The organism is Salimicrobium halophilum (assembly GCF_900100295.1).
Classification (GTDB): Bacteria; Bacillota; Bacilli; order Bacillales; family Halobacillaceae; genus Salimicrobium; species Salimicrobium halophilum.
Genome location: NZ_FNEV01000002.1, coordinates 350,072 through 371,076, shown reverse-complemented (window position 1 = coordinate 371,076; position 21,005 = coordinate 350,072). Strand labels below are relative to the sequence as shown.

The 21,005-nt window shown below is 48.4% G+C and carries 19 protein-coding genes; 4 read left to right on the top strand and 15 right to left on the bottom strand.

Annotation, left to right across the window (positions count from 1 at the left end; translation table 11 throughout):
- Positions 1-52: 52 nt before the first annotated feature.
- The 10 genes from BLQ44_RS05425 to BLQ44_RS05380 form a co-directional block, all read right to left on the bottom strand.
- Positions 53-1,084: an ABC transporter substrate-binding protein gene (locus BLQ44_RS05425; RefSeq protein WP_093192841.1), complete on the bottom strand. Its 1,032-nt coding sequence runs from the start codon at positions 1,082-1,084 to the stop codon at positions 53-55.
- Positions 1,085-1,243: 159 nt separating this feature from the next.
- The gene (gene leuD / locus BLQ44_RS05420) at positions 1,244-1,828 is read right to left on the bottom strand and encodes a 3-isopropylmalate dehydratase small subunit (protein ID WP_093192840.1); all 585 of its coding nucleotides are present in this window, start codon (positions 1,826-1,828) and stop codon (positions 1,244-1,246) included.
- 4 nt (positions 1,829-1,832) lie between these two features.
- The gene (leuC, locus tag BLQ44_RS05415; protein ID WP_093192839.1) at positions 1,833-3,245 is read right to left on the bottom strand and encodes a 3-isopropylmalate dehydratase large subunit; all 1,413 of its coding nucleotides are present in this window, start codon (positions 3,243-3,245) and stop codon (positions 1,833-1,835) included.
- Between the two features lie 19 nt (positions 3,246-3,264).
- Positions 3,265-4,371, bottom strand: a complete 1,107-nt coding sequence (leuB, locus tag BLQ44_RS05410) for a 3-isopropylmalate dehydrogenase (RefSeq protein ID WP_093192838.1) — start codon at positions 4,369-4,371, stop codon at positions 3,265-3,267.
- A gap of 13 nt (positions 4,372-4,384) precedes the next feature.
- Positions 4,385-5,923 carry a 2-isopropylmalate synthase gene (locus BLQ44_RS05405; protein WP_093192837.1) on the bottom strand — a complete coding sequence of 513 codons (1,539 nt, stop codon included), beginning with the start codon at positions 5,921-5,923 and terminating at the stop codon, positions 4,385-4,387.
- Positions 5,916-6,941, bottom strand: coding sequence for a ketol-acid reductoisomerase (ilvC, locus tag BLQ44_RS05400; RefSeq protein WP_093192836.1), 1,026 nt, complete (start codon positions 6,939-6,941; stop codon positions 5,916-5,918). The genes BLQ44_RS05405 and ilvC overlap by 8 nt, the downstream gene beginning before the upstream one ends.
- A gap of 20 nt (positions 6,942-6,961) precedes the next feature.
- Complete coding sequence (gene ilvN / locus BLQ44_RS05395) at positions 6,962-7,483, bottom strand: acetolactate synthase small subunit (protein WP_093192835.1); 522 nt, start codon at positions 7,481-7,483, stop codon at positions 6,962-6,964.
- Entirely contained in the window at positions 7,480-9,210 is a 1,731-nt protein-coding gene (ilvB, locus tag BLQ44_RS05390) for a biosynthetic-type acetolactate synthase large subunit (protein WP_093192833.1), read from the bottom strand. The genes ilvN and ilvB overlap by 4 nt, the downstream gene beginning before the upstream one ends.
- A 367-nt stretch (positions 9,211-9,577) precedes the next feature.
- On the bottom strand, positions 9,578-10,483 hold the full coding sequence (gene ilvE, locus BLQ44_RS05385; protein WP_093192831.1) for a branched-chain-amino-acid transaminase: 906 nt from the start codon (positions 10,481-10,483) through the stop codon (positions 9,578-9,580).
- Between the two features lie 542 nt (positions 10,484-11,025).
- Positions 11,026-11,400, bottom strand: coding sequence for a PH domain-containing protein (locus BLQ44_RS05380; protein WP_093192829.1), 375 nt, complete (start codon positions 11,398-11,400; stop codon positions 11,026-11,028).
- A gap of 310 nt (positions 11,401-11,710) precedes the next feature.
- On the opposite strand from BLQ44_RS05380, the gene ectA reads away from it, so the two are divergent.
- Genes ectA through BLQ44_RS05365 form a run of 3 tightly spaced genes read left to right on the top strand, consistent with a single transcriptional unit; the run spans position 11,711 to position 13,920 of the window.
- The gene (ectA, locus tag BLQ44_RS05375) at positions 11,711-12,214 is read left to right on the top strand and encodes a diaminobutyrate acetyltransferase (protein ID WP_093192828.1); all 504 of its coding nucleotides are present in this window, start codon (positions 11,711-11,713) and stop codon (positions 12,212-12,214) included.
- Positions 12,215-12,227: 13 nt separating this feature from the next.
- Entirely contained in the window at positions 12,228-13,508 is a 1,281-nt protein-coding gene (ectB, locus tag BLQ44_RS05370) for a diaminobutyrate--2-oxoglutarate transaminase (RefSeq protein WP_093192826.1), read from the top strand.
- A 19-nt stretch (positions 13,509-13,527) separates the two neighbouring features.
- Complete coding sequence (locus BLQ44_RS05365) at positions 13,528-13,920, top strand: ectoine synthase (protein ID WP_093192824.1); 393 nt, start codon at positions 13,528-13,530, stop codon at positions 13,918-13,920.
- 66 nt (positions 13,921-13,986) lie between these two features.
- Here BLQ44_RS05365 and BLQ44_RS05360 read toward each other — a convergent pair whose 3' ends face one another.
- Genes BLQ44_RS05360 through BLQ44_RS05345 form a run of 4 tightly spaced genes read right to left on the bottom strand, consistent with a single transcriptional unit; the run spans position 13,987 to position 17,571 of the window.
- Positions 13,987-14,697, bottom strand: coding sequence for a LutC/YkgG family protein (locus BLQ44_RS05360; RefSeq protein WP_093192822.1), 711 nt, complete (start codon positions 14,695-14,697; stop codon positions 13,987-13,989).
- Complete coding sequence (locus BLQ44_RS05355; RefSeq protein WP_093192820.1) at positions 14,697-16,121, bottom strand: LutB/LldF family L-lactate oxidation iron-sulfur protein; 1,425 nt, start codon at positions 16,119-16,121, stop codon at positions 14,697-14,699. The genes BLQ44_RS05360 and BLQ44_RS05355 overlap by 1 nt, the downstream gene beginning before the upstream one ends.
- A gap of 4 nt (positions 16,122-16,125) precedes the next feature.
- Positions 16,126-16,848 (bottom strand): (Fe-S)-binding protein, encoded by a 723-nt coding sequence (locus BLQ44_RS05350; protein WP_093192818.1) that lies wholly within the window; start codon positions 16,846-16,848, stop codon positions 16,126-16,128.
- Positions 16,849-16,863: 15 nt separating this feature from the next.
- Positions 16,864-17,571: a FadR/GntR family transcriptional regulator gene (locus BLQ44_RS05345; protein WP_093192816.1), complete on the bottom strand. Its 708-nt coding sequence runs from the start codon at positions 17,569-17,571 to the stop codon at positions 16,864-16,866.
- Positions 17,572-17,775: 204 nt separating this feature from the next.
- Here BLQ44_RS05345 and BLQ44_RS05340 point away from each other — a divergent pair, with 204 nt between their 5' ends.
- On the top strand, positions 17,776-18,513 hold the full coding sequence (locus tag BLQ44_RS05340; protein WP_093192814.1) for an SDR family oxidoreductase: 738 nt from the start codon (positions 17,776-17,778) through the stop codon (positions 18,511-18,513).
- 307 nt (positions 18,514-18,820) lie between these two features.
- Here BLQ44_RS05340 and BLQ44_RS05335 read toward each other — a convergent pair whose 3' ends face one another.
- Positions 18,821-20,974, bottom strand: a complete 2,154-nt coding sequence (locus BLQ44_RS05335; protein WP_093192812.1) for an FUSC family protein — start codon at positions 20,972-20,974, stop codon at positions 18,821-18,823.
- Positions 20,975-21,005 lie beyond the last annotated feature (31 nt).

Genomic DNA, 21,005 nt, shown 5'->3' with positions numbered 1-21,005 from the left:
TTCATGAATCAGCAGAAAGACGCGCAACAACCTGCGCGCCTTACCTGCTTACTTATTCCTGATTTCCTTCAATTGTAGCATCAACGACTTGCGTCGCCAATTTTTCAGCAGAAATCGGACCGCCGAATGTCCATGTATCTCCCGGCATCTGATACGTACGACCTTCCTGTACGAAGTTCAGCTCTTCCCAGACCGGATTCCCGGCTAATTGATTGGAGAAGATGTTATCCTCTTCCTGTACAATATAGTAGAAATGAGCATCCTGGTAGTTCTGCAACGTCTCTACCGTTGTTTGTGTATATCCGTAAATCTGAAGTTCTTCTGAGGAGTGGGCGTTTTCCAGTCCCAAGTTGCCCATGATTTTCGCAACCATCGAATTATCCGTAAACAGACGCAGGGTAGGTGTATTCTGAGATGTGAACGCTTGGGTCATCACATAATTGATATCCTGGACGCCCGCTTCTTCTAAGCGTTCCTGTTCGCTGGCGAAATGATTCTCCATCTCATCCAGACGCTCACTTACCATATCTTCTTTCCCTAGAATCTGTCCCATCGTGTTGAATTCGGATTTCATTGCTGCCATCTGATCCTGGGCACTCTCTTCCGAATATGGAGCGAACATGACGGTAGGGGCGATCTCTTCCAACTGATCCTGGATTCCTTCATGACGGAACTGTACACCGACAATCAGATCAGGATCGAGACGCGAAATCGCTTCGAGGTTCGGCTCCTGACGTGTCCCGACGTCTTCTACCTCTTCACCGAGTTCAATGCCTGTATCCACCCAATTTCCGAAGCCTTCTTTATCAGCAACACCGGCAGGCTGCATATCAAGAGCCTGAAGATATTCCGCATACGTCCACTCCAGGACGACGACCTTTTCAGGGGTACCTTCGATCGTCTTTTCTCCTGTAGCATCTTCGATGGTTACACTGCGTGTATCTCCGGAACTATCACTTTCCGTTTCTTCTGCGGATCCGTTCTCATCCGTTCCTTCTTCTGTTTCCTGATCTTCGTTGCCTCCACACGCTGCAAGAACTACAGCAAATAGGGCGACAATCATGAATAGCCAAGTCTTTCTCATATGTCTCTCTCCTCCATTTTATGTAATTGATAAGCATTCTCATTCTTAATCTATCGTACGAAAAACGGAAGAGAAAGTCAATGAAAATTATTCTCAATTATTAGAAAGATTATTTTTCCAAAATAAAGAACCCTCCCTGGAAAAGGAGAGTTCTTCCCGTTAAGCTTTATTCTGTTCGAAAGCGGTGATGGCATCTTCATATGTCAACGTGACAGAGATTTCATCCCACCCGTTCAACAGCATGTTTTTGTGATACTCACTGATTTCAAAGGATGCCGACCAGCCGTCTTCAGCATAGACTTCCTGGCTCTCTAGATCGACAGTTATATGATACTGTTCTTTCTCCGCATGTTCGATGATCTGCTGCACTTCTTCTTCCGCAAGTGGTACAGGAAGAATCCCGTTTTTGAAACAGTTGCTGTAGAAAATGTCAGCGAAGCTGGGTGCGATGACGACGCGGAAGCCGTAATCCTGGATCGCCCACGGCGCGTGTTCCCTTGAGGAACCGCAGCCGAAATTCTCTCCAGCCACCATGATAGACGCGTTATCATACTCCGGGTAATTCAATGAAAAGTCTTCACGAAGATTCCCATCATCATCGTAACGCCAGTTATAAAAAAGAAATTTCCCAAAACCTTTCCGTTCAATCCGCTTCAGGAACTGCTTCGGAATGATCTGATCGGTATCGATATTCGAACGGTTCAACGGGTAGACAAGACCCGTGTGTTTTACGAATGCTTCCATGTTCTCACCCCTTCACCAGCTGGTCGTATTTTCTTACATCGACGAAGTGTCCTTCGATCGCTGCTGCTGCAGCCATTTCAGGACTGACGAGATGGGTCCTTGCCCCATTCCCCTGACGGCCTTCGAAGTTACGGTTGGATGTGGAGGCACAGTGCTCGCCTGGTGGAACGATATCGTCGTTCATCCCGAGACACATACTGCAACCTGCAGAGCGCCATTCGAAGCCGGCGTCTGTAAAGATTTTATCCAATCCTTCTTCTTCTGCTTCCTTTTTCACCGTAAAGGAACCGGGAACGACCATGGCACGGATGCCTTCGTGTACTTTACGCCCCTCGATGATGCTTGCCGCTTTTCTCAAGTCAGCAACCCGGGAGTTCGTACAGGAACCGATGAATACGTGCTGCAGTTCAATCGATTCGATTGACTGGTTCGGCTTAAGACCCATGTACTCAAGAGCACGACGGACGCCGTCCGCATCTTCTTCGACTTCTTCAGGATCCGGTACCGTCGCAGATACTGGTACACACTGGGAAGGGTTCGTTCCCCAGGAGACCTGCGGTTCAATTTCGTCTGCATTGATTTCCACGGTAGAGTCGTACGTCGCTCCTTCGTCTGTAGCGAGCGCCAGCCATTCTTCTTTCGCCCGTTCGAAGTCTTCCCCCTCAGGAGCGTGACGACGTCCTTCCACGAAATCCACCGTTTTCTCATCAGGGCTAATCAAACCGGCGCGTGCCCCGGCTTCGATGGACATGTTACAGATCGTCATCCTTTCTTCCATGGAAAGGTTGCGGATCGCCTCTCCCGTATACTCCATAACATAGCCCGTGCCGAAACGGACACCGAACTTTGCGATGATGGCAAGAATGAGGTCTTTAGCTGTGACACCTGTACGAAGATTTCCATTCACCTTCACCTGGAGTGTTTTCGGCGGAGCCTGCCATAACGTTTGTGTAGAAAGGACGTGCTCCACTTCACTCGTACCGATTCCGAAGGCAAGGGCACCGAATGCCCCGTGCGTGGACGTATGGCTATCACCGCACACAATCGTCTTTCCTGGCTGGGTAAGCCCCAGCTCGGGTCCAATGACGTGGACGATCCCCTGGTCCGGGTGATGGATATCAGCAAGGGATACACCGAAGTCTTCACAGTTCTCTTTCAACGTTTCCATCTGCTTTTTGGAGATGGCATCCTTGATCACATTCCTGTGGATCGTCGGTACGTTGTGATCCATTGTGGCGAATGTCAATTCCGGACGGCGTACGCTGCGTCCGGCCATCCGTAAGCCTTCAAATGCTTGCGGGGACGTGACCTCATGGACGAGATGCAGGTCGATATAAAGGAGATCCGGCTTGCCCTCCTCCTGGTGTACTACGTGTTTATCCCAAATTTTTTCGATGATCGTTTTCGGTTGACTCATGCCAGTTCTCTCCTTTCCCTCACGTATAGCAACGCATAATGTTGGCTGTTGTGTCTTCTGAAGTGATCTGTTCGATCACTTTCTTAGTCATGGCTTCGCATCCGAGTACAGTTCCGTTCGTCACGGAAAGATCCCCGGTATGGTATCCGGCATCCAGCACTTCCTGGACGGCTTTTTCGATATGATCGGCTTCTTTCTCCATGTCGAAAGAATGCTTAAGCATCATCGCTGTCGATAGAATCATCGCCAGTGGATTCGCTTTATCTTCTCCCGCGATATCAGGAGCAGATCCGTGAACCGGTTCATACAGGCCTACACCGTCTTCTCTGAGACTTGCAGAAGGAAGCAGTCCAAGTGATCCTGTGAGTACACTCGCTTCATCACTCAGAATATCTCCAAACATGTTTTCCGTTACAATGACGTCGAACGCTGCAGGGTTCGTGACAAGCTTCATAGCAGCTGCATCGACGAGCATATGCTCGACTTCCACGTCCGGGTACTTCTCCTTTTTCTCCTCGACTACTTCTCTCCACATTCGGCTCGACTCAAGAACGTTCGCTTTGTCGACGGATGTCAATTGCTTCCGGCGTTTTCTCGCACTCTCAAAACCCTGTTCGACGATTCGCTCAATCTCTTTTCGGGTATATTGAAGGGTGTCGACTACACCGGTTCCATCTTCTGTACGTTTCTGCGGTCGTCCGAAGTACAGACCACCTGTCAGTTCACGGACGATGAGTAAATCACTGTTCTCCACTACTTCCTGCTTTAACGGAGAAGCATGAAGCAGCTGTTTGAATCCTTTGACAGGACGGAGATTCGCAAACAGACCGAGTTGTTTCCGGATGCCTAATAGTCCTTTCTCCGGACGCTCAGCTCCTGGAAGATGGTCCCATTTCGGGCCACCTACGGCACCGAGAAGGACAGCATCCGCTTTTCCTGCTGCATCCACTGTTTCATCAGGGAGCGGCGTACCTCTCTCGTCGATAGCCGCTCCACCGATCAGCTGCTCTTCAAATGTAAACGTATGCCCGTTCCTCTCCGCGACAGCCTCTAATGTGAGCCTCGCCGCTTTCATTACCTCTTTTCCGATGCCGTCTCCCGGCAACAACACGATATGTTTGTTCATCAAGGTCCCCTCCTTATGCTTCTTTCACTGGCACGCGATGTTTGTAAAGTGTACGGTTCACTGCATTCAGGAATGCGTTCGCCGATGCTTCTAACACATCCTGCGCCGATCCTCTTCCTGATGATTTCACTCCGTTGATCGTCATCTGTACGTGCACTTCAGCCAATGCATCGCGGCCTCGGCCGATCGAACTCAGCTGATAGTCTTCAAGATGGATATCTTCATCTACAAGTTCATCAATAGTGTTATAAAGTGCTTCGACACTACCTTCACCAGTATGGGCTTTTTCCACTTGCTCCCCGTCCGGACGCGTCAGCATGACCGTCGCTGTCGGGCGACTCAAGTTCCCGTAATGCACCTGGAACGCGTGCATTTTATACTGAGGAAGGTCTCCCATTTCCGTCTGCTTATCTGTCAGAATGGCGAAGATATCTTCGTCCGTCACTTCTTTCTTCTTCCCTGTCAGATCTTTGAAAGCTGCGAACGCATCTTTCAACTTATCTTCCGGAAGGTTCGAGAAGCCGAGCTCTTCCGCTTTATCCGTGAATGCATGACGTCCGGAATGCTTTCCGAGTACCAGGTTATTGGAATCGATTCCAACCATGGAAGGTGTGATGATTTCATAAGTGGAAGCTTCTTTCAATACACCATCCTGGTGGATGCCGGACTCATGAGCGAATGCATTACGTCCGACAACCGCTTTGTTGCCTGGTACGACCATGCCGGTAAGACGGGATACAAGATCACTCGTACGCTTCGTTTCTCTCAAGTTGATGCTCAAGTCTTTCTTATAGTAATCTTTTCTGATTTCAAGAGCGATCGCTACCTCTTCGATTGCAGCATTCCCGGCACGTTCGCCGATACCGTTGATCGTTCCTTCGATCTGCGTAGCTCCATTTTCGATAGCTGCAATCGTATTACTGACCGCCATCCCCATATCATCGTGGCAGTGAGCGGACAAATCCACTTTCTCTACGTTCGGAACGTTTTCCTTGATGTAGCGGAACATCGCTCCGTACTCTGCAGGTGTCGTATATCCCACCGTATCAGGAAGGTTGATGACTGTCGCTCCGGCATCAATCACTTTTTCGATGATACGGACAAGGAAATCAAGATCCGAGCGGGAAGCATCTTCTGCTGACCACTGGACGTGTGTGAAACGTTCTTTCGCATAGCTGACGGCTTCAACGGCCTGATCGATGACTTCGTCTTCCGTTTTCATCAACTTATATTTCATGTGAATCGGAGAAGTGGCAAGGAATACGTGAACCCGTGGCTCAGCAGCATATTGCAAAGCGTCCCAGCAGGCGTCGATATCTTTCTTATGACAGCGGGCTAGCCCTGTGACAGATGCGTTCTTCACCGTTTGAGCGATTTCTTTCACCGATTCGAAATCCTCGGTGGAGGAGACCGGGAATCCGGCCTCCATGATGTCCACACCGAAGCGGTCCAGCTGTTTCGCGATTTCGAGCTTTTCCAGACGGTTCAAGTTCACCCCTGGGGATTGCTCTCCGTCTCGAAGTGTCGTATCGAAAACATTCACATCAGCCATTATTCACCACTTCCTTTTCCTTTTCGGATTTGCCTTTCACAAACGGCATCAACTTGCGCAGCTCACGACCCACCTCTTCGATCTGACTATTGCTTTCACGGTTGTTGATCGCTTCGAATTCCGGACGGTTCGCCTGGTTCTCAAGGATCCAGCCTTTCGCGAATTTACCGGTCTGGATATCTTCAAGAACTTCTTTCATGCGTGCTTTCGTTTCGTCGTTTACGACGCGAGGACCGGATACGAAGTCACCCCACTGTGCCGTATCGGATACGGAATAACGCATGTTCTCAAGTCCGCCTTCATACATAAGATCCACGATAAGCTTGAGTTCGTGGAGACATTCGAAGTAAGCGACTTCCGGCTGATACCCTGCTTCTGTCAGTGTTTCGAATCCTGCTTTGACAAGGTTCGATAGTCCACCACATAGGACCGCCTGTTCTCCGAATAGATCCGTTTCCGTTTCTTCCTGGAATGTTGTCTCCAGTACGCCGGCACGGCCGCCACCGATTCCTTTTGCATATGCAAGAGCGACTTCTTTCGCCTGACCGGATGGATCCTGCTCGATTCCGATCAGTGCCGGTACACCTGCGCCTTCTTCAAACGTACGACGTACAAGATGTCCCGGGCCTTTCGGTGCTACGAGGAATACATCTACGTCTGATGGCGGTACCACCTGGTTGAAATGAACATTGAAGCCATGGGCGAAAGCCAGAGCGTTTCCTGCTTCAAGGTTCGGTTTGATGTGCTCTTCGAAGATCTGCGGCTGGTATTCATCCGGAAGTAGTACCATGATGACATCCGCTGCCTTCGTCGCTTCCGCTACTGTTTTCACTTCCACGCCGTCCTGTTCCGCTTTGTCCCAGGATTTCCCTTTACGAAGACCTACAACTACGTCGAACCCGCTCTCTTTCAGGTTCAGTGCGTGCGCGTGACCCTGAGAACCATAGCCGATAACGGCAACCTTTTTATTTTGTAGTACCTCTGCATTGATATCGTTGTGATAGTAAACTGTTGTCATGTTAAACATCCTCCTCTGGTTTAGTTAAGAATAGAATATGGTTTCATTTCTGTCTGCTGGCGCTGTTGCCCTCTTGTGAAGGCCGTCACGCCGGTTCTTGCAAGCTCTTTCAGCCCATATGGCCTTAAGAGTTCGATCATCGCATCGACTTTGTCTGAATCCCCGGTGATCTGAACCGTCATGCTCTCTTTGCTTACATCAATGATGCTTGCACGGAACGGTTCGATGATCGCCTGCAATTCTCCCCGTTGCTGGGGCGTCGTCAATACTTTGACCATAGCGAGCTCTCTCGCCACAATCTGCTTATCCGTGATGTCTGATACTTTGATGACATCGATTTGTTTGTTCAATTGTTTGGAGAGCTGTTCGAGTTTCCTTTCATCCTCCACATCCACAACGAAGGTCATCTTGGAAACTCCTTCTGTTTCCGTCCGACCGACGGAGATGCTTTCGATGTTGAACTGCCGTTTGGCGAGCAGTCCGGTCACCCGGTTCAGCACCCCGCTCCGGTTGTGCACCGTAGCGGTTATTATTCGTTTCATGGCTTCATCACTCCTATCATTTCATGGCTTCCTTTACCAGGAGCAATCATCGGATACACATTCTCCTGCTGAACGACGCGGCAGTCGATGACGGCCGGTTTGTCATCATTCAGAACATCGGCAAGCTTTTCATCGATTTCCTGAACGCTTTCGAATTTATATCCGTTCAAATCGTAGGCTTCTGCCATCTTCACGAAGTTCGGCTGCGTATCGATGATCGATTCGGAGTAACGTTCGTCATAGAATTTCTCTTGCCACTGCCGTACCATACCGAGCGCCTGGTTGTTGACGATGATGACTTTCACCGGAAGTCCGCGTTCCTGAAGGAGCGACATCTCCTGCATCGTCATCTGGAACCCGCCGTCTCCGACGATAGCCACGACGGTAGAGTCTTTCTCTGCTATTTGTGCTCCGATCGCTGCCGGGAAGCCGAAGCCCATCGTACCAAGTCCGCCAGAAGTGACCCAGCGGTCCGGCCGATTGAAGGTATAGTACTGAGCCGCCCACATCTGGTGCTGGCCGACATCTGTCGTTACGACCGCTTCTCCATCTGTAAATTCATGTACTTTCCTTAATAGATACTGTGGCAGAATTACATCTTCCGAATCGTTATGCCACAATGGATAGTTCTGTTTGTTACTTTCAAGTTTATCTACCCATTCCTGATGATCGAGGGTAGCCGGTTCGAGATCGTTCAATTTCTCGATCGCCTTCTTCGCATCCGATACGATCGGAATTTCCGTCGTCACGTTTTTCCCGATTTCCGCAGGGTCGATATCGATGTGAGCAATTCTCGCATTCGGAGCGAAGTGCTTCAGGTTCCCTGTTAATCGATCATCAAAACGAGCGCCGATATTGATTAGAAGGTCACATTCATACAGTGCCATGTTGGCGGCGTATGTGCCGTGCATTCCTGCCATCCCGAGGAAGCGGTGATGGTGTCCCGGAAACGCACCCAGACCGAGCAATGTAGAAGTCACCGGAAGATCGTAATTCTCCACGAACTTCATCAACGCATCAGATCCTCCTGCGTGAAGGATTCCTGCTCCTGTCAGAACGACGGGTTTCTTGGCAATGACGAGAGCTTCGCGCAGTTTGTTGACCTGAAGCGGATTCGGTTTGATTGTCGGTTGATATCCCGGAAGATGAAATTCGCTCTGTACATCCTTTTCATAGACGGTAGAGGAGATATCTTTCGGGATATCCACAACGACCGGTCCCGGACGCCCGGTGGATGCAATGTGGAATGCCTCGTTAACAATGCGTGGCAAATCTTCGAGGTCCTGCACCTGGTAGTTGTGTTTTGTGATCGGTGTGGTGATTCCCATAACGTCCGATTCCTGGAAAGCGTCGGTTCCGATTACGCTTTTGGCCACCTGACCGGTGAATACAACGAGTGGAAGGGAGTCCATCATAGCATCAGCGATACCGGTAATAAGGTTCGTCGCCCCGGGTCCGGATGTTCCGATGACTACCCCCGGCTTCCTGGAAACACGTGCATACCCTTCTGCAGCATGGATGCCTCCCTGTTCATGTCTTGGAAGAACATGATCGAAGCTTCCCTTGGCGCGGTACAAGGCATCATAGATCGGAAGAACAGCACCTCCCGGATAACCGAAGATCGTTTCCACTTTCTGACTGATCAACGCCTCCACCAATAGATCTGCACCTGTCTTCACAATCGGTTCCGCCTCCTGTTTCGGTTTCGGCTCTGCACTGGCTCTCATGTTCATCATCCTCCTGTCGTTCTTAATATTTCATCTATTTTTTATCAACAAAAAAACCTTTCCATCCCTCTCCGATACTTCCCCGGACCAACGCCTGGAGTCATTTCGGAAAAAGGGGCGAAAAGGTTATGCTTTCCACGGTACCACCCTTGTTCGCAAAGCGGCTGCTTTGCCTCACAGAGCAAACGTTCTGCTCCTTTTGGTAACGGGTGACCTGCACCCGGCTCCACCTACTGGGTTTACCGTTCAGTGTGAGCACTCAGGGACGATGTCGGATTAAGACGTAATGCCAGGCTTCCAGCAACCCTGACTCTCTGAAAATACGCTTCCTTAAACCTTTCTTCCCATCATCGTGTTCTTGGTATAGTTATCCTACTTGCACTTCATCACTGGATGGATATACAGTGTATCCATCCGTCGTCGTTATTTTACGGAATTCAGATAGCAGATGATTCGTGATCGTGCCGGGCTTTCCGTCACCGATCATCCGTTTATCCACTTCGACTGCCGCGATCACTTCAGCGGCGGTTCCTGTGAGGAAGACTTCATCTGCCACATACACGTCGTGGCGTGTAAACGGTTGTTCCACCATCTCATAATCCAGTTCCCTGGCTATATCGATGATGGCGTTCCTCGTAATGCCTTCTAAGGCTCCGAGGTAAACCGGCGGCGTATAAATCTTGCCATTCTTCACGATGAATACGTTATCCGCTGAACCTTCCGTTACATATCCCTGATCATTGAGCATCAGTGCTTCGTCTACACCAGCCTGGTTCGCTTCAAGTTTTACGAGAATGTTATTGAGATAGTTCAGTGATTTCACCTGTGGCGACAAAACGTCCGGTCTGTTTCTACGACTTGCTACAGAAGCGAGGCGGACCCCTCTTTCATAAAGCTCCTTCGGAAATAAGGAAAGTGCCTCAGCAATGACAACCAGACGCGGCTCACTGCAAGAAACCGGGTTCAGTCCGAGATCTCCGACGCCGCGGGAAACGACTACACGGATATAAGCGGATTCTAATTCATTCTTACGGATCGTTTCTGCAATAATCTGCTCCAATTCCTCCTTGTCGTATGGAATATCGAGCATGACTGATTTAGCAGAGTCATATAACCGGTCGAGGTGTTCATCGAGCTTGAAGATGTTCCCTTCGTAAGCACGAATACCTTCGAACACCCCGTCTCCATATAGAAAGCCGTGGTCGTAGACGGAGATTGCTGCCTCCTGTTTCGTTACGAATTCACCGCTCAAAAATATCCATTGGCTGCTCATCCTTAGCACTCCTTTCTGTCTAATATTTTATCCATTATATATAGATGTTTGTCAGTATAACCAATTTTTAAAAGGGGACCCTGATCACTATTAAAGAATAGTTATTTCAGGGCCAAGAAAAGAGGTCTTTTCCAAAACAATTCGCCCCGCTCCGACGAGAACGAAATGTTTATTGATGATTACTTTAATATGCTTTAGAGCAAAGGTCAACAGATATTTTGTAATTTTTCAGAACACTTCAAAAAGTCAAAATACAAGGAAGCGCTTCCAACGTTGATATGCATGGTTTAAAGCGGAAAAGCGCTTTTTCTTTTTTTCTTTTTTATCTTAAAGTGAAGGTGTGTTCACTGCTTTCGTGAGGGGATCACAGCCTATTGAAAAAAGGAAAAGTATCCCTTTTCCCCTCTAGACGACCCGGTCATATTTATCTTTTATCTTCCTATCATACATAGACTTCCTACATATTATTACCGACTTTCTACTATATTATCTCTCAGGAAAACAGAAACACCCGGATGATACCGGGGGTTTCCGAGTTTCTACTATAAAGTGTACGTAGCAAGTGCCTTATGGACGTCAGCTATACTGTTACCTTTCTTGAACTGTTTATAAATAGGTTCTGAAGTTCCGCTCAGCCAGATTTTGAGCTCCGAGTCCATGTCGAATGTTCCCGCTGTTTCGACACTGAAATGGGTGATGCTTTTATAGGGGATGGAGTGGTATTCGACCTTCTTCCCGGTCACTCCCTGCTTGTCGACAAGAAGCAGACGTTTATCCGTAAACAGGAACATATCCCTGAAGACATTATATCCACGATCCACTTTCTCCCCTTCAATCAGTATATCTTCGAGTTCCTTCTCCAGTTTCGACAAATCGACCTCAGCGGCATTCCCCATAAGATTATCCAAAAATCCCATTGGTCTCATCTCCTTTTTTTTGGTTCTTATTCACTTATATGCCCCATACGCGCGTGTTTAACACGTCCTGTCAGAAAAATCAAACAGCATTTCTGAAGGATTCCGGTGAAAAGCGTACTATACATAAGCAATTTAAAAGAAGCTAATAACTAATTAAAAAGGATGTAGTGCTTTACAACCTAATCTTTGCTCATCACGTTTAAGCTCATTTGATATATTTCCGAAAACTGCCTAACATTATAAACGTGTTCGTTACGAGAGCACACAAAAAATTGTATGAAGTGATCGCCAAAGGAGGCCAATTATTCTAATGAAAACAGCTACAACGGCTGAGATCGTCTATGACAAGCCAACTGTCGAGGACGGAGCTGCAATGTGGGAGTTAGTCAATGAATCTACCCTCGATCAAAATTCCCCTTACAAATATATAATGATGTGCGAATTTTTCCCAGAAACGTGCGTTACAGCGAAAGAAAACGGTGAACTTGTCGGATTTGTGACCGCGTTCGTACCCCCGGAAAAACCGGACGTCATCTTTGTATGGCAGATCGGCATCGATGAGAATCAACGCGGCAAGGGTATCGCTACGGGACTTCTGAAAGAACTGACAGACCGTACGATTACAGATGAAGTCCGCTACCTCGAAGCTACTGTGACCCCTTCAAACGATGCATCGAGCGCCTTGTTCAAAGGATTCGCTGCGAAGAATGATACAACATGCACCGTATCCCCATGCTTCAACAAAGAATTATTCCCCGGAGATGAACACGAAGAAGAATTGACGTTCCGAATTGGACCATTCGACAAAAAATAAGGAGGATTCATTGATGAATAAAGATCTTAAAGTATTTGAAAACCTGGAATCTGAGGTACGTTCGTATTGCCGCAGTTTCCCTACTGTCTTCACAAAAGCGAAAGGATCTATTATGTGGGACAAAGAAGGAAAAGAGTATATCGACTTCTTCTGTGGTGCTGGAGCGCTTAACTACGGTCATAATGATCCGAATATGAAGCAGAAGCTTGTAGACTATATTATGAGCGATGGCATTACCCACAGCCTCGACAAGGCGACGACTCCAAAACAGGAATTCCTTACAACGTTCAACGACGTAATTCTGAAGCCTCGCGATCTTGACTATAAAGTGATGTTCCCGGGACCTACCGGAACGAATACGGTAGAGAGCGCCCTGAAACTGGCTCGTAAAGTGACGGGACGTACAGAAGTCATCACGTTTACAAACGGATTCCACGGCATGACTATCGGTTCATTATCTGTAACCGGTAATGCGTTCAAACGTAAAGGTGCCGGTATCCCGCTTCACAACGCAGTGACTATGCCATATGACCGTTACATGGATGATACGACAGATTCTCTCGACTATCTGGAACATTACCTTGAAGACGGAGGAAGCGGTGTAGAAGTACCGGCGGCTGTCATCCTTGAAACGGTACAGGGTGAAGGTGGATTGAACTGGGCTTCGAATAAATGGTTGAAACGCCTCGAAGAACTGTGCAATCGCTTTGACATTCTGTTGATCATCGATGACGTTCAGGCAGGTGTCGGACGTACAGGTACGTTCTTCAGCTTCGAACCAGCAGGTATCAAACCGGATATCGTGTGTATGTCCAAGTCCATCGGAGGATACGGCTCTCCATTTGCGATCACATTGATCAAGCCTGAGTATGATATTTGGGCACCAGGGGAGCATAATGGTACGTTCCGCGGGAATAACCATGCCTTCGTCACTGCGACAGAAGCTCTGAAATATTGGGACGACCCGGCATTCGAGAAAGCGATCCATGAAAAGATCGAAAAAGTCACTTCCTATCTGAATCGTATCGTAAAAGACTATCCGGAACTCGACGGATACGTAAAAGGTCGCGGTCTGATGCAGGGAATTTCCTGCGGTGTTGAAGGTATTGCGGAAGATGTAGCGGCAGAGGCATTCAAGCGTGGACTGATTATGGAGACTGCAGGAGCGGATGATGAAGTATTCAAACTGTTCCCTGCCATCAACATGGATAACGAAACGCTTGAACGCGGGTTCGATGTTATCGAAGAATCCGTCAAAGCTGCAGTAGCTAAAAACGAACCGGTAACCAACTAAACAGGAGGAATTTCAGGACATGAAAGTAATCAAACTAGAAGACATTTTAGGAACAGACCAAGAAGTGAAAGCAGACACATGGGAGTCCCGTCGTCTTGTATTGAAAAAAGACGGCATGGGCTACTCCGTGCACGATACAATCATCAAAGCAGGTACGGAAACACACATCTGGTATCAGAATCACCTGGAAGCCGTGTACTGCATCCAGGGTGCAGGTGAAGTCGAAACAGTAAAAGACGGAAAGATCCATCCGATCAAGAAGGACGAAATCTACATCCTTGATGAACACGACGAGCATCTGCTTCGTGCCTATGAAGGAGAAGATATGCGTATGGTATGCGTCTTCAACCCACCGATTACTGGACAGGAAACGCACGATGAAAACGGAGTCTACCCTGTATTGGAAGATTAATTTCATTTATATCTGGAAAACGTACGAAAAAGCCCTGAGTTCCCCCTCAGGGCTTTTTCATGTGTGCTAAGAATCGCGGACGATTACATAAATGGCTTTCACAGGGCCATGCACGCCGACGATTTTGATCATTTCGATATCCGCACTGTTACTCGGCCCTGTAATGAAGCTTACACAGGACGGCGTCTTTTCTGTTTCACTTTTTTCCTTCTCACGCAGAACCTGCATCGACTGAGTCATCCGTGGCACAATCGTACTTTCCGGAACAATAGCGATATACGTTTTCGGCAGGAGACTGATGGATCGGCCATTGTCCTTATCATTGAAAAGTGTGACCGTCCCTGATTCTGCAAGGGTCACATCGCTGAATGTCACTCCTACATCTGCTCTTTCGGCAATCACCTGATTCTCTTTACCTAAGGCCGAATCATAGATATGGACCTCCCCAATCCTGCTCTCGAGTTCTTCGTACATTTCCGTCAACCCGTAAAGGTCATTCCGCTCTCCACCTGCCGCAATGACAGAATTGCCCTCCCGTACAATGAGATCTCTTATAAGCGAAGGAAGGTTCTCTTCGGTCGTTTCTTCTACTTCGGCACTCATTTTGATGGACTGCTCTTTGAATACCTCCAGCAATTCTTCAGACGTTGCGTCTTTCCACGCTTCCTTTTGTGGTGATACGCTATACGCCGGTCTCTCCACCGACTCCGTCCGTCTCGGTCGTCCAAGGTTCGCTGCAAGATTGTTGAGGAACGAATCACGATTCTTGATGGTCATCAGGAATCCTCTCCTTTCTTCCGGTCTTTGAACCATTTCCGGAAGCTTTGCTCCGCCGGCGCAGGAAAATCCCGGACATCCGTCCATCCTTTGAGAGGACCCGGCCCCTTCTCGATCGTCTCCTCTTTCGTCCACGGTTTCAAAGAGGTACGCGCCATTTTTTCGCTGAGTTTATAAGCCGCCGGGCTCGATGCCCATTTCGCAAAACCTTTCATCATGATTTTCTCTGTTTGCGGCGACTTCTTCTCCTCTTCGACAATGATCTGCCGATGCCGGATAAGGTGTTCATGAAGCGGTATCTTCACCGGACATGCTTCTGTGCAAGCTGCACAAAGAGAAGAAGCATAGGGCAACTCTTTATGATCTTCATATCCATCCAGTAAAGGTGTAAGCACAGCTCCGATCGGTCCTGGATATACAGAACCATAGGCATGGCCACCCACGTGCCTGTATACGGGACAGACATTGATGCAGGCGGCACAGCGGATACAGTGAAGCGCAGATTGGAATTCAGTCCCGAGAATTTTAGAACGACCATTGTCGACGATCACCAAATGATACTCTTCAGGACCGTCCACTTCTTCTTCAAGCTTGCTACCGATAATGGACGTTACATAGCTCGTGAGATTCTGGCCTACTGCCGACCTCGTCAAAAGACCGACCAGCACTTCAAGGTCCTCCCACGTCGGGACGAGACGCTCCATTCCCATTACAGATACTTGCGTGTCAGGGAGAGACGTCACGAGCCTGGCGTTCCCCTCATTCGTAACCAGGGTTACGGCGCCCGATTCTGCGACAGCAAAATTGCATCCGGTGATTCCCACATCTGCAGACAAGAAGTCCTTACGAAGCTCTTGTCTTGCGAAGGCAGCAAGTTCCTCCGGTTTATCTGTCTTTTCGTAGCCCTTTTTATCACGGAACGAATCACGGATCTGTTCTTTGTTTTTATGAAGGGCTGGCGTCACGATGTGCGAAGGAGGATCTTCATCCATCTGCAGGATCCATTCTCCGAGGTCTGTTTCCACGATTTCCGTCCCTGCTTCTTCAAGCGCTTCATTCAGCCCTATTTCTTCGGTGACCATCGACTTCGATTTCACGACCTTTTTCGCATTCTTCTTTTTTACGATACCTTGAATATACGTATTCGCTTCTTCCGCCGTTTCGGCGAAATATACGTGACCTCCACGTTCCTCCACTTTGTCACTTAACTGGTGCAGGTAGTAATCGATGTTTTCAAGCGTGTGGGATCTGATTTCTTCCCCGAGTGTGCGCCAGTCTTCCCAGTTCCCGAGTTCTTCCGAGGATTTCTGTTTTCCGCTTCTGAATCTCCCTTGCGCTGACGAAACGGCTTCCCGCATAAACGTATTATCTACACCGGCTTTTACTCGCCCTTCATACGGTTGATCTCCGATTCTGATAGCCATCTCTTCATCCCTCCTGAGCGTTAAGTATTTCCGTGATATGCACGACTTTTACGTTCTTGCCCTCGCGTCTCATTCGTCCTTCAATATTCAACAGACAGCCCATGTCGCCGCCGACAAGATATTCCGCTTTCGTTTCGCTTACGTGACGTGACTTTTCTTTCACCATCTCCCCTGAAATTACGGAGTTCTTCACGGCAAAGGTACCTCCGAACCCACAGCAGTCCTCAGCTTCCGGTAAATCGATCACTTCGGCTCCTTTGACGTTCTCAAGCAATTTTCTCGGAGCTTCTTTCACGCCGAGCACTCTCGTCATGTGGCAGGACGGATGATAGGTTACGGTTCCTTTGAAGGTGGAGCCTGTGTCCGTCACGTTCAGAACATTGACGAGGAAGTCCGTAACCTCATAGGATTTAGCTGCAAGCTTCTTCGCTTCCACGTACCAGGCCCTCTCTTCTTCAAACGCTTTCGGGTACTCTTTGAGCATCCCGACACAGGAGCCGGATGGACCGACGACATAATCAGCATGCTGAAAAGCACGGATCGTCTGTTTCATCGCCTGTTTCGCTTCCTGCAGATAGCCGCTGTTGAAAGCCGGCTGGCCGCAACAAGTCTGTGATTCCGGAAAATCCACGTCACAGCCTGCTTTTTCTAAAAGTTCCACCGTATGCTGCCCGACTTTCGGTGTAATCAAGTCACTCAGACAAGTGATAAACAAAGAGACTTTCATATTTCTCTCCCCCTTTTACTTTTCCAAATGCTGAAACAGAAGCATCTCTACCGCGGCGAGGTGCGTGTACATCGCTTTTTCTGCCAAATCGGAATTGTTATTCTTTATGGCGTTATAAATCTTCTCATGTTCTGAAAAAAGATCATGAGCTTTCTCTTCTGTGTAGAGAAGCACTCTTCTCGTGTCACGGATCGTCTCTGCCATGATTTCGGATACACTCCCCATAAGATAGGTAAGCATATCATTATGCGTAGCTTTGACGATCGCCATATGGAAATCATGGTCCGCTTTCTCAGCAAGTTCTTCCTTATCTGCTTTCTTCATCGCCTGAAGGGCCGAATGAATCGCTTCGAGATCTTCGTCATCGTGGTGTTCGGCTGCAAGCCCTGCGGTTCCCACTTCGAGCATCTTTCTGACCTGATACAGCTCTTTCACATCTTTGATATTCATAAGGAAAGCGGAAGGGACAGGGAGTGTGAACTTCGAAGCTTCGAATTCTTTCACATATGTCCCCTCTCCCTGCTTCATTTCAAGTAATCCCATGGACCTGAGCCCACTGAGCGCTTCTCTTATAGCAGAGCGTCCGACGTCGAAGTTTCTTGCCAATGTTTCGACGGACTCCAGTTTATCCCCGGGAGAAAGATCGCCGTTCTTGATCATCTCTATTAAGGAATCAGCTACTTGTTCATAAATTTTCTTCGTTCGTATTTGTTTGTATTCCATCTTTTATCTCCTCCGGTCATCAGATGACCTTATGTATAAATATATCGTAATCGCTTTCACAGGAAAAATCAAGGAGGGATTTCGACGCTTTTCAGCAGAACGAACCCGCTCATTTTCAAGATCGTTTGATTATTCAAGGAGTGGAACGGGTATATAACCTTTGCCTGCAAAAGATAAGGCATACACTTCAAGGAGGGATTCTTCATGGAAACATTGCAAAATAAAACCGCAATCATTACAGGAGCCAGCAGTGGCATAGGAAAAGCGATTGCCCATCATCTGGCTAGCCATGGGGCGAATGTCGTACTGGCCGCTCGCCGCTCAGAAAAATTGAAAGAGCTTTCCGATGAGGTCAAGAAAGATTATAGCGTAGATACAAAAGTGATAGAAACGGATGTAACGAAGAAAGAAGACCTGGAGAACCTGGTGAAAGAAACGAAAGAAGCGTTCGGAAGCGTTGATATTTTCGTTAACAACGCCGGCGTCATGCTTCTATCTTTCCTTAAAAACGACCACGTCGATGAATGGGAGCAGATGGTCGATGTCAACATCAAAGGGGTACTATTCGGAATCCATGCATCGCTGCCGACGATGATCGAACAGGAATCCGGTCATGTCATCAACATATCCTCCGTAGCAGGACACGAAGTCTTCCCTTCAAGCGCCGTCTACAGTGCAACGAAATATGCAGTACGTGCGTTGTCCATGGGCATGGAGAAAGAACTCTCCAGCACCGGCGTCAGAGTGACGAACATCTCCCCAGGAGCAGTAGACACCGAACTGACCGACCACATTACAGATGGAGACGTACTCGACATGTTCAAGGGCCGAAGCACACAAACACTGAACGCCGAAGACATAGCCAAAGCCGTCACCTACGCCGTAACCCAACCGGACTATGTAGATGTCAATGAAGTCATGGTCCGTCCTATGCAGAAATAAGAGGCGGAGCCATCCCGCTTAGAAGGTCTGGCATAAGCAGGGGTTTCTCTTTTCAGGTGCCCTTTCCTGAAAAAGAAATCACTGCTTATGACACGGGCTTCTGGATGGCAGAGCTGGATTATGAAATAAAAAGTGGAGTTACCCCGCTTAGAAACCTTAGTCATAAGTAGCTCGGTCAGATGAAAGGCGCACTTTCCTTTCTCTGATCCGAGCTACTTATGGCTCCGGTTTCTGGGTAACGCAACTAGATTATGAAGAGTAAGATGTGAAAACTTCCCGCTTAGAAACAAAAAGAATCCCGAAACGACTACAAAACGTCGTCTCGGGATTCTTTTTCGTCCAGATGAAGCCTGGCCCCCAGAACGAGAAGAGACTGATTGATCTTCCACACATAATGAAGATGATGAATTAGATCTCCTCTCGCCTCGGATGACGCAGGCGCATGTGTCTCGATAATATCCCGTTCTCTTTTCAGATCGTGCAGCGCACCAGCTTTTTTCTTCTCTTTCATACTTTCACGCAGAATACGGAGATTCTGTGCTATTTTTTCTTCCGTTCGCTCGAGCTCTACCCTCACCGTATCATCATAGGAGAATTCTTTCTGATACGAGGAGGCGACGAGCTGCTTCGCATAATAATTGATAGCCGTAAAAATCGTCATCCATCGTGGCAAGCCTGAATACTTACGGATGCCCGGCCCCTGAAGCACCGGTTTAGCCTCGTCTTCCATAAGCTGAAGCTTTTCATCAAGGTCGAAGGCATTCTCCGCCAGGTCTTTGACTCCTTTGCCGCGGAACCCTTTCAGGTAATCCGTCACATAGGATTCGAGTTCTTCGAGGTATTCTTCGAACGTAGTCGTCACTTTGTTCATCGTTTTTGTCGGATAAATGAAGGACACGACAGTAAGAGCGATGATCGCACCGGCAATCGTATCAATGACCCGTGCTGCCAGCAGTTCATACGTAATTCCCCCGAGAATGAGGTCATACATGAAAGCGATCAGCATCGTAATGAATACACTCATGATCGTATAGGACACGCTGAGCATATAGAACGCACAGAAAATGACGAAAAAGATAAGAATCAGTTCAAGAATGGCGTATCCTGATACGGCGGTAGCCAACCCGAATCCGAAAATCGCTCCGATCACCGTACCTATCGATCTTTCCAGCCCTTTCAGGTACGTCCGGCCTACTGTATCCGTACCGATCTGGACGATGAACGTCGTCAGTATCACCCAGTATGGCTGGATCGGGGAAATCCAATGGCCTACGACAATTGCGATCGACCCTGCGATCAAAGCCTGGATCGCTTTTTTCGTAGAAGGTTTCATCCCTTCTTCTACCTCTTCAGCTTCTTCCTCTTCTTCCTGATCCTCTATATGTCGATCCCTGTACATCGACTGCCGGATCTCCATGGCGCCTTCGGTCACGTGGCCGGCGATCGCTTCTATACGACGCAGGAGATAGAGCCATCCTCCCGGCCTGTCTACCTGACTATGAAACAGATCATCAATGACCCCGCGCAATTCTTCGAGGGTGTCGTTCGCTTTCTCAAGGTCATAAGCGTCGTAGGAATGCTTCAACACTTCCGCTTTCCGAAGATGGTCCAGCACATCGATCAACAGCCTCCGGATCCGTCCATTTTCAAAAGCACGATCTTCCTTGAGCCGCTGCAGGCTGTCCGACAAGGTGGTGACTAGCATCGCCGCATCGAAAAGATACAGCCGTACCTGCGCCGTCGACAGCCCCGGCCACAGCTCCTGGATCTCCTGTGCCTTCACATCTGTCGCGACACTGCTCGCGTACTCCCGGAGTTTCCTGGAGTTTTGATCGAGGATCGCTTTCTTCTCCTCGAGAAGGTTCTCATCCCGTATTACTTCCTCCAGCAGGTCGAAAGTCAAATTCGCCTGACGATGGAAAGAGCGCATGCTGTGGTTCAGCATACGAGCCGAATCTTTGAAAAGAAGAAAATTATAGGAATACGCACTGATCATTCCTATGAAGATAGCCATGTAAAACCAGAGGAATTCCTGAACCGGCAACCCGAGAAAGGATGCCAGATACGTAGTAAGAAAACCGATCATGCCGAGGGAGAAATAGCGGGTGCCATATCTTGAAAAATAAAACGCGCTGGCCGTTACGAGAATCATAAGCCCACTTACAAGAAACACGTTCTCCGCAAGCAGGGAACCGAATGTAATACCGGAAGCCGCCGATAGTGGAAGGAGAAGGGTCGTCTGTTTCTTCTCTTTTTCCGTATCATCCATCACTACCATAATGCCCATCATCCCGACCATTCCTGCTAGTATCGAAGGTAGCAGCGGTTCTTTTCCAACGAAAGTAAGAATGAGCATCGTCGCGAACACGGAAGTCATGAGGCTCAAGCTAGCCTTTCCCGCCTGTCGAAAACGTTTCCGACCAGGGTCCGTCGCCATCATACGTTCCCACCAGTACATCATAGATTCCTCCCTCCTTTCTGTTAGATATCCT

Coding starts and splice junctions, on each gene's coding strand:
- ilvE (WP_093192831.1), bottom strand. CDS start 10,483: ATGAGCAGCCAATGGATATTTTTGAGCGGTGAATTCGTAACGAAACAG.
- BLQ44_RS05335 (WP_093192812.1), bottom strand. CDS start 20,974: ATGATGTACTGGTGGGAACGTATGATGGCGACGGACCCTGGTCGGAAA.
- ectA (WP_093192828.1), top strand. CDS start 11,711: ATGAAAACAGCTACAACGGCTGAGATCGTCTATGACAAGCCAACTGTC.
- ectB (WP_093192826.1), top strand. CDS start 12,228: ATGAATAAAGATCTTAAAGTATTTGAAAACCTGGAATCTGAGGTACGT.
- BLQ44_RS05345 (WP_093192816.1), bottom strand. CDS start 17,571: ATGGAATACAAACAAATACGAACGAAGAAAATTTATGAACAAGTAGCT.
- BLQ44_RS05350 (WP_093192818.1), bottom strand. CDS start 16,848: ATGAAAGTCTCTTTGTTTATCACTTGTCTGAGTGACTTGATTACACCG.
- leuD (WP_093192840.1), bottom strand. CDS start 1,828: ATGGAAGCATTCGTAAAACACACGGGTCTTGTCTACCCGTTGAACCGT.
- ilvN (WP_093192835.1), bottom strand. CDS start 7,483: ATGAAACGAATAATAACCGCTACGGTGCACAACCGGAGCGGGGTGCTG.
- BLQ44_RS05355 (WP_093192820.1), bottom strand. CDS start 16,121: ATGGCTATCAGAATCGGAGATCAACCGTATGAAGGGCGAGTAAAAGCC.
- leuB (WP_093192838.1), bottom strand. CDS start 4,371: ATGAACAAACATATCGTGTTGTTGCCGGGAGACGGCATCGGAAAAGAG.
- BLQ44_RS05365 (WP_093192824.1), top strand. CDS start 13,528: ATGAAAGTAATCAAACTAGAAGACATTTTAGGAACAGACCAAGAAGTG.
- BLQ44_RS05360 (WP_093192822.1), bottom strand. CDS start 14,697: ATGACCATCAAGAATCGTGATTCGTTCCTCAACAATCTTGCAGCGAAC.
- BLQ44_RS05425 (WP_093192841.1), bottom strand. CDS start 1,084: ATGAGAAAGACTTGGCTATTCATGATTGTCGCCCTATTTGCTGTAGTT.
- ilvC (WP_093192836.1), bottom strand. CDS start 6,941: ATGACAACAGTTTACTATCACAACGATATCAATGCAGAGGTACTACAA.
- BLQ44_RS05405 (WP_093192837.1), bottom strand. CDS start 5,923: ATGGCTGATGTGAATGTTTTCGATACGACACTTCGAGACGGAGAGCAA.
- ilvB (WP_093192833.1), bottom strand. CDS start 9,210: ATGAGAGCCAGTGCAGAGCCGAAACCGAAACAGGAGGCGGAACCGATT.
- BLQ44_RS05340 (WP_093192814.1), top strand. CDS start 17,776: ATGGAAACATTGCAAAATAAAACCGCAATCATTACAGGAGCCAGCAGT.
- BLQ44_RS05380 (WP_093192829.1), bottom strand. CDS start 11,400: ATGGGATTTTTGGATAATCTTATGGGGAATGCCGCTGAGGTCGATTTG.
- leuC (WP_093192839.1), bottom strand. CDS start 3,245: ATGAGTCAACCGAAAACGATCATCGAAAAAATTTGGGATAAACACGTA.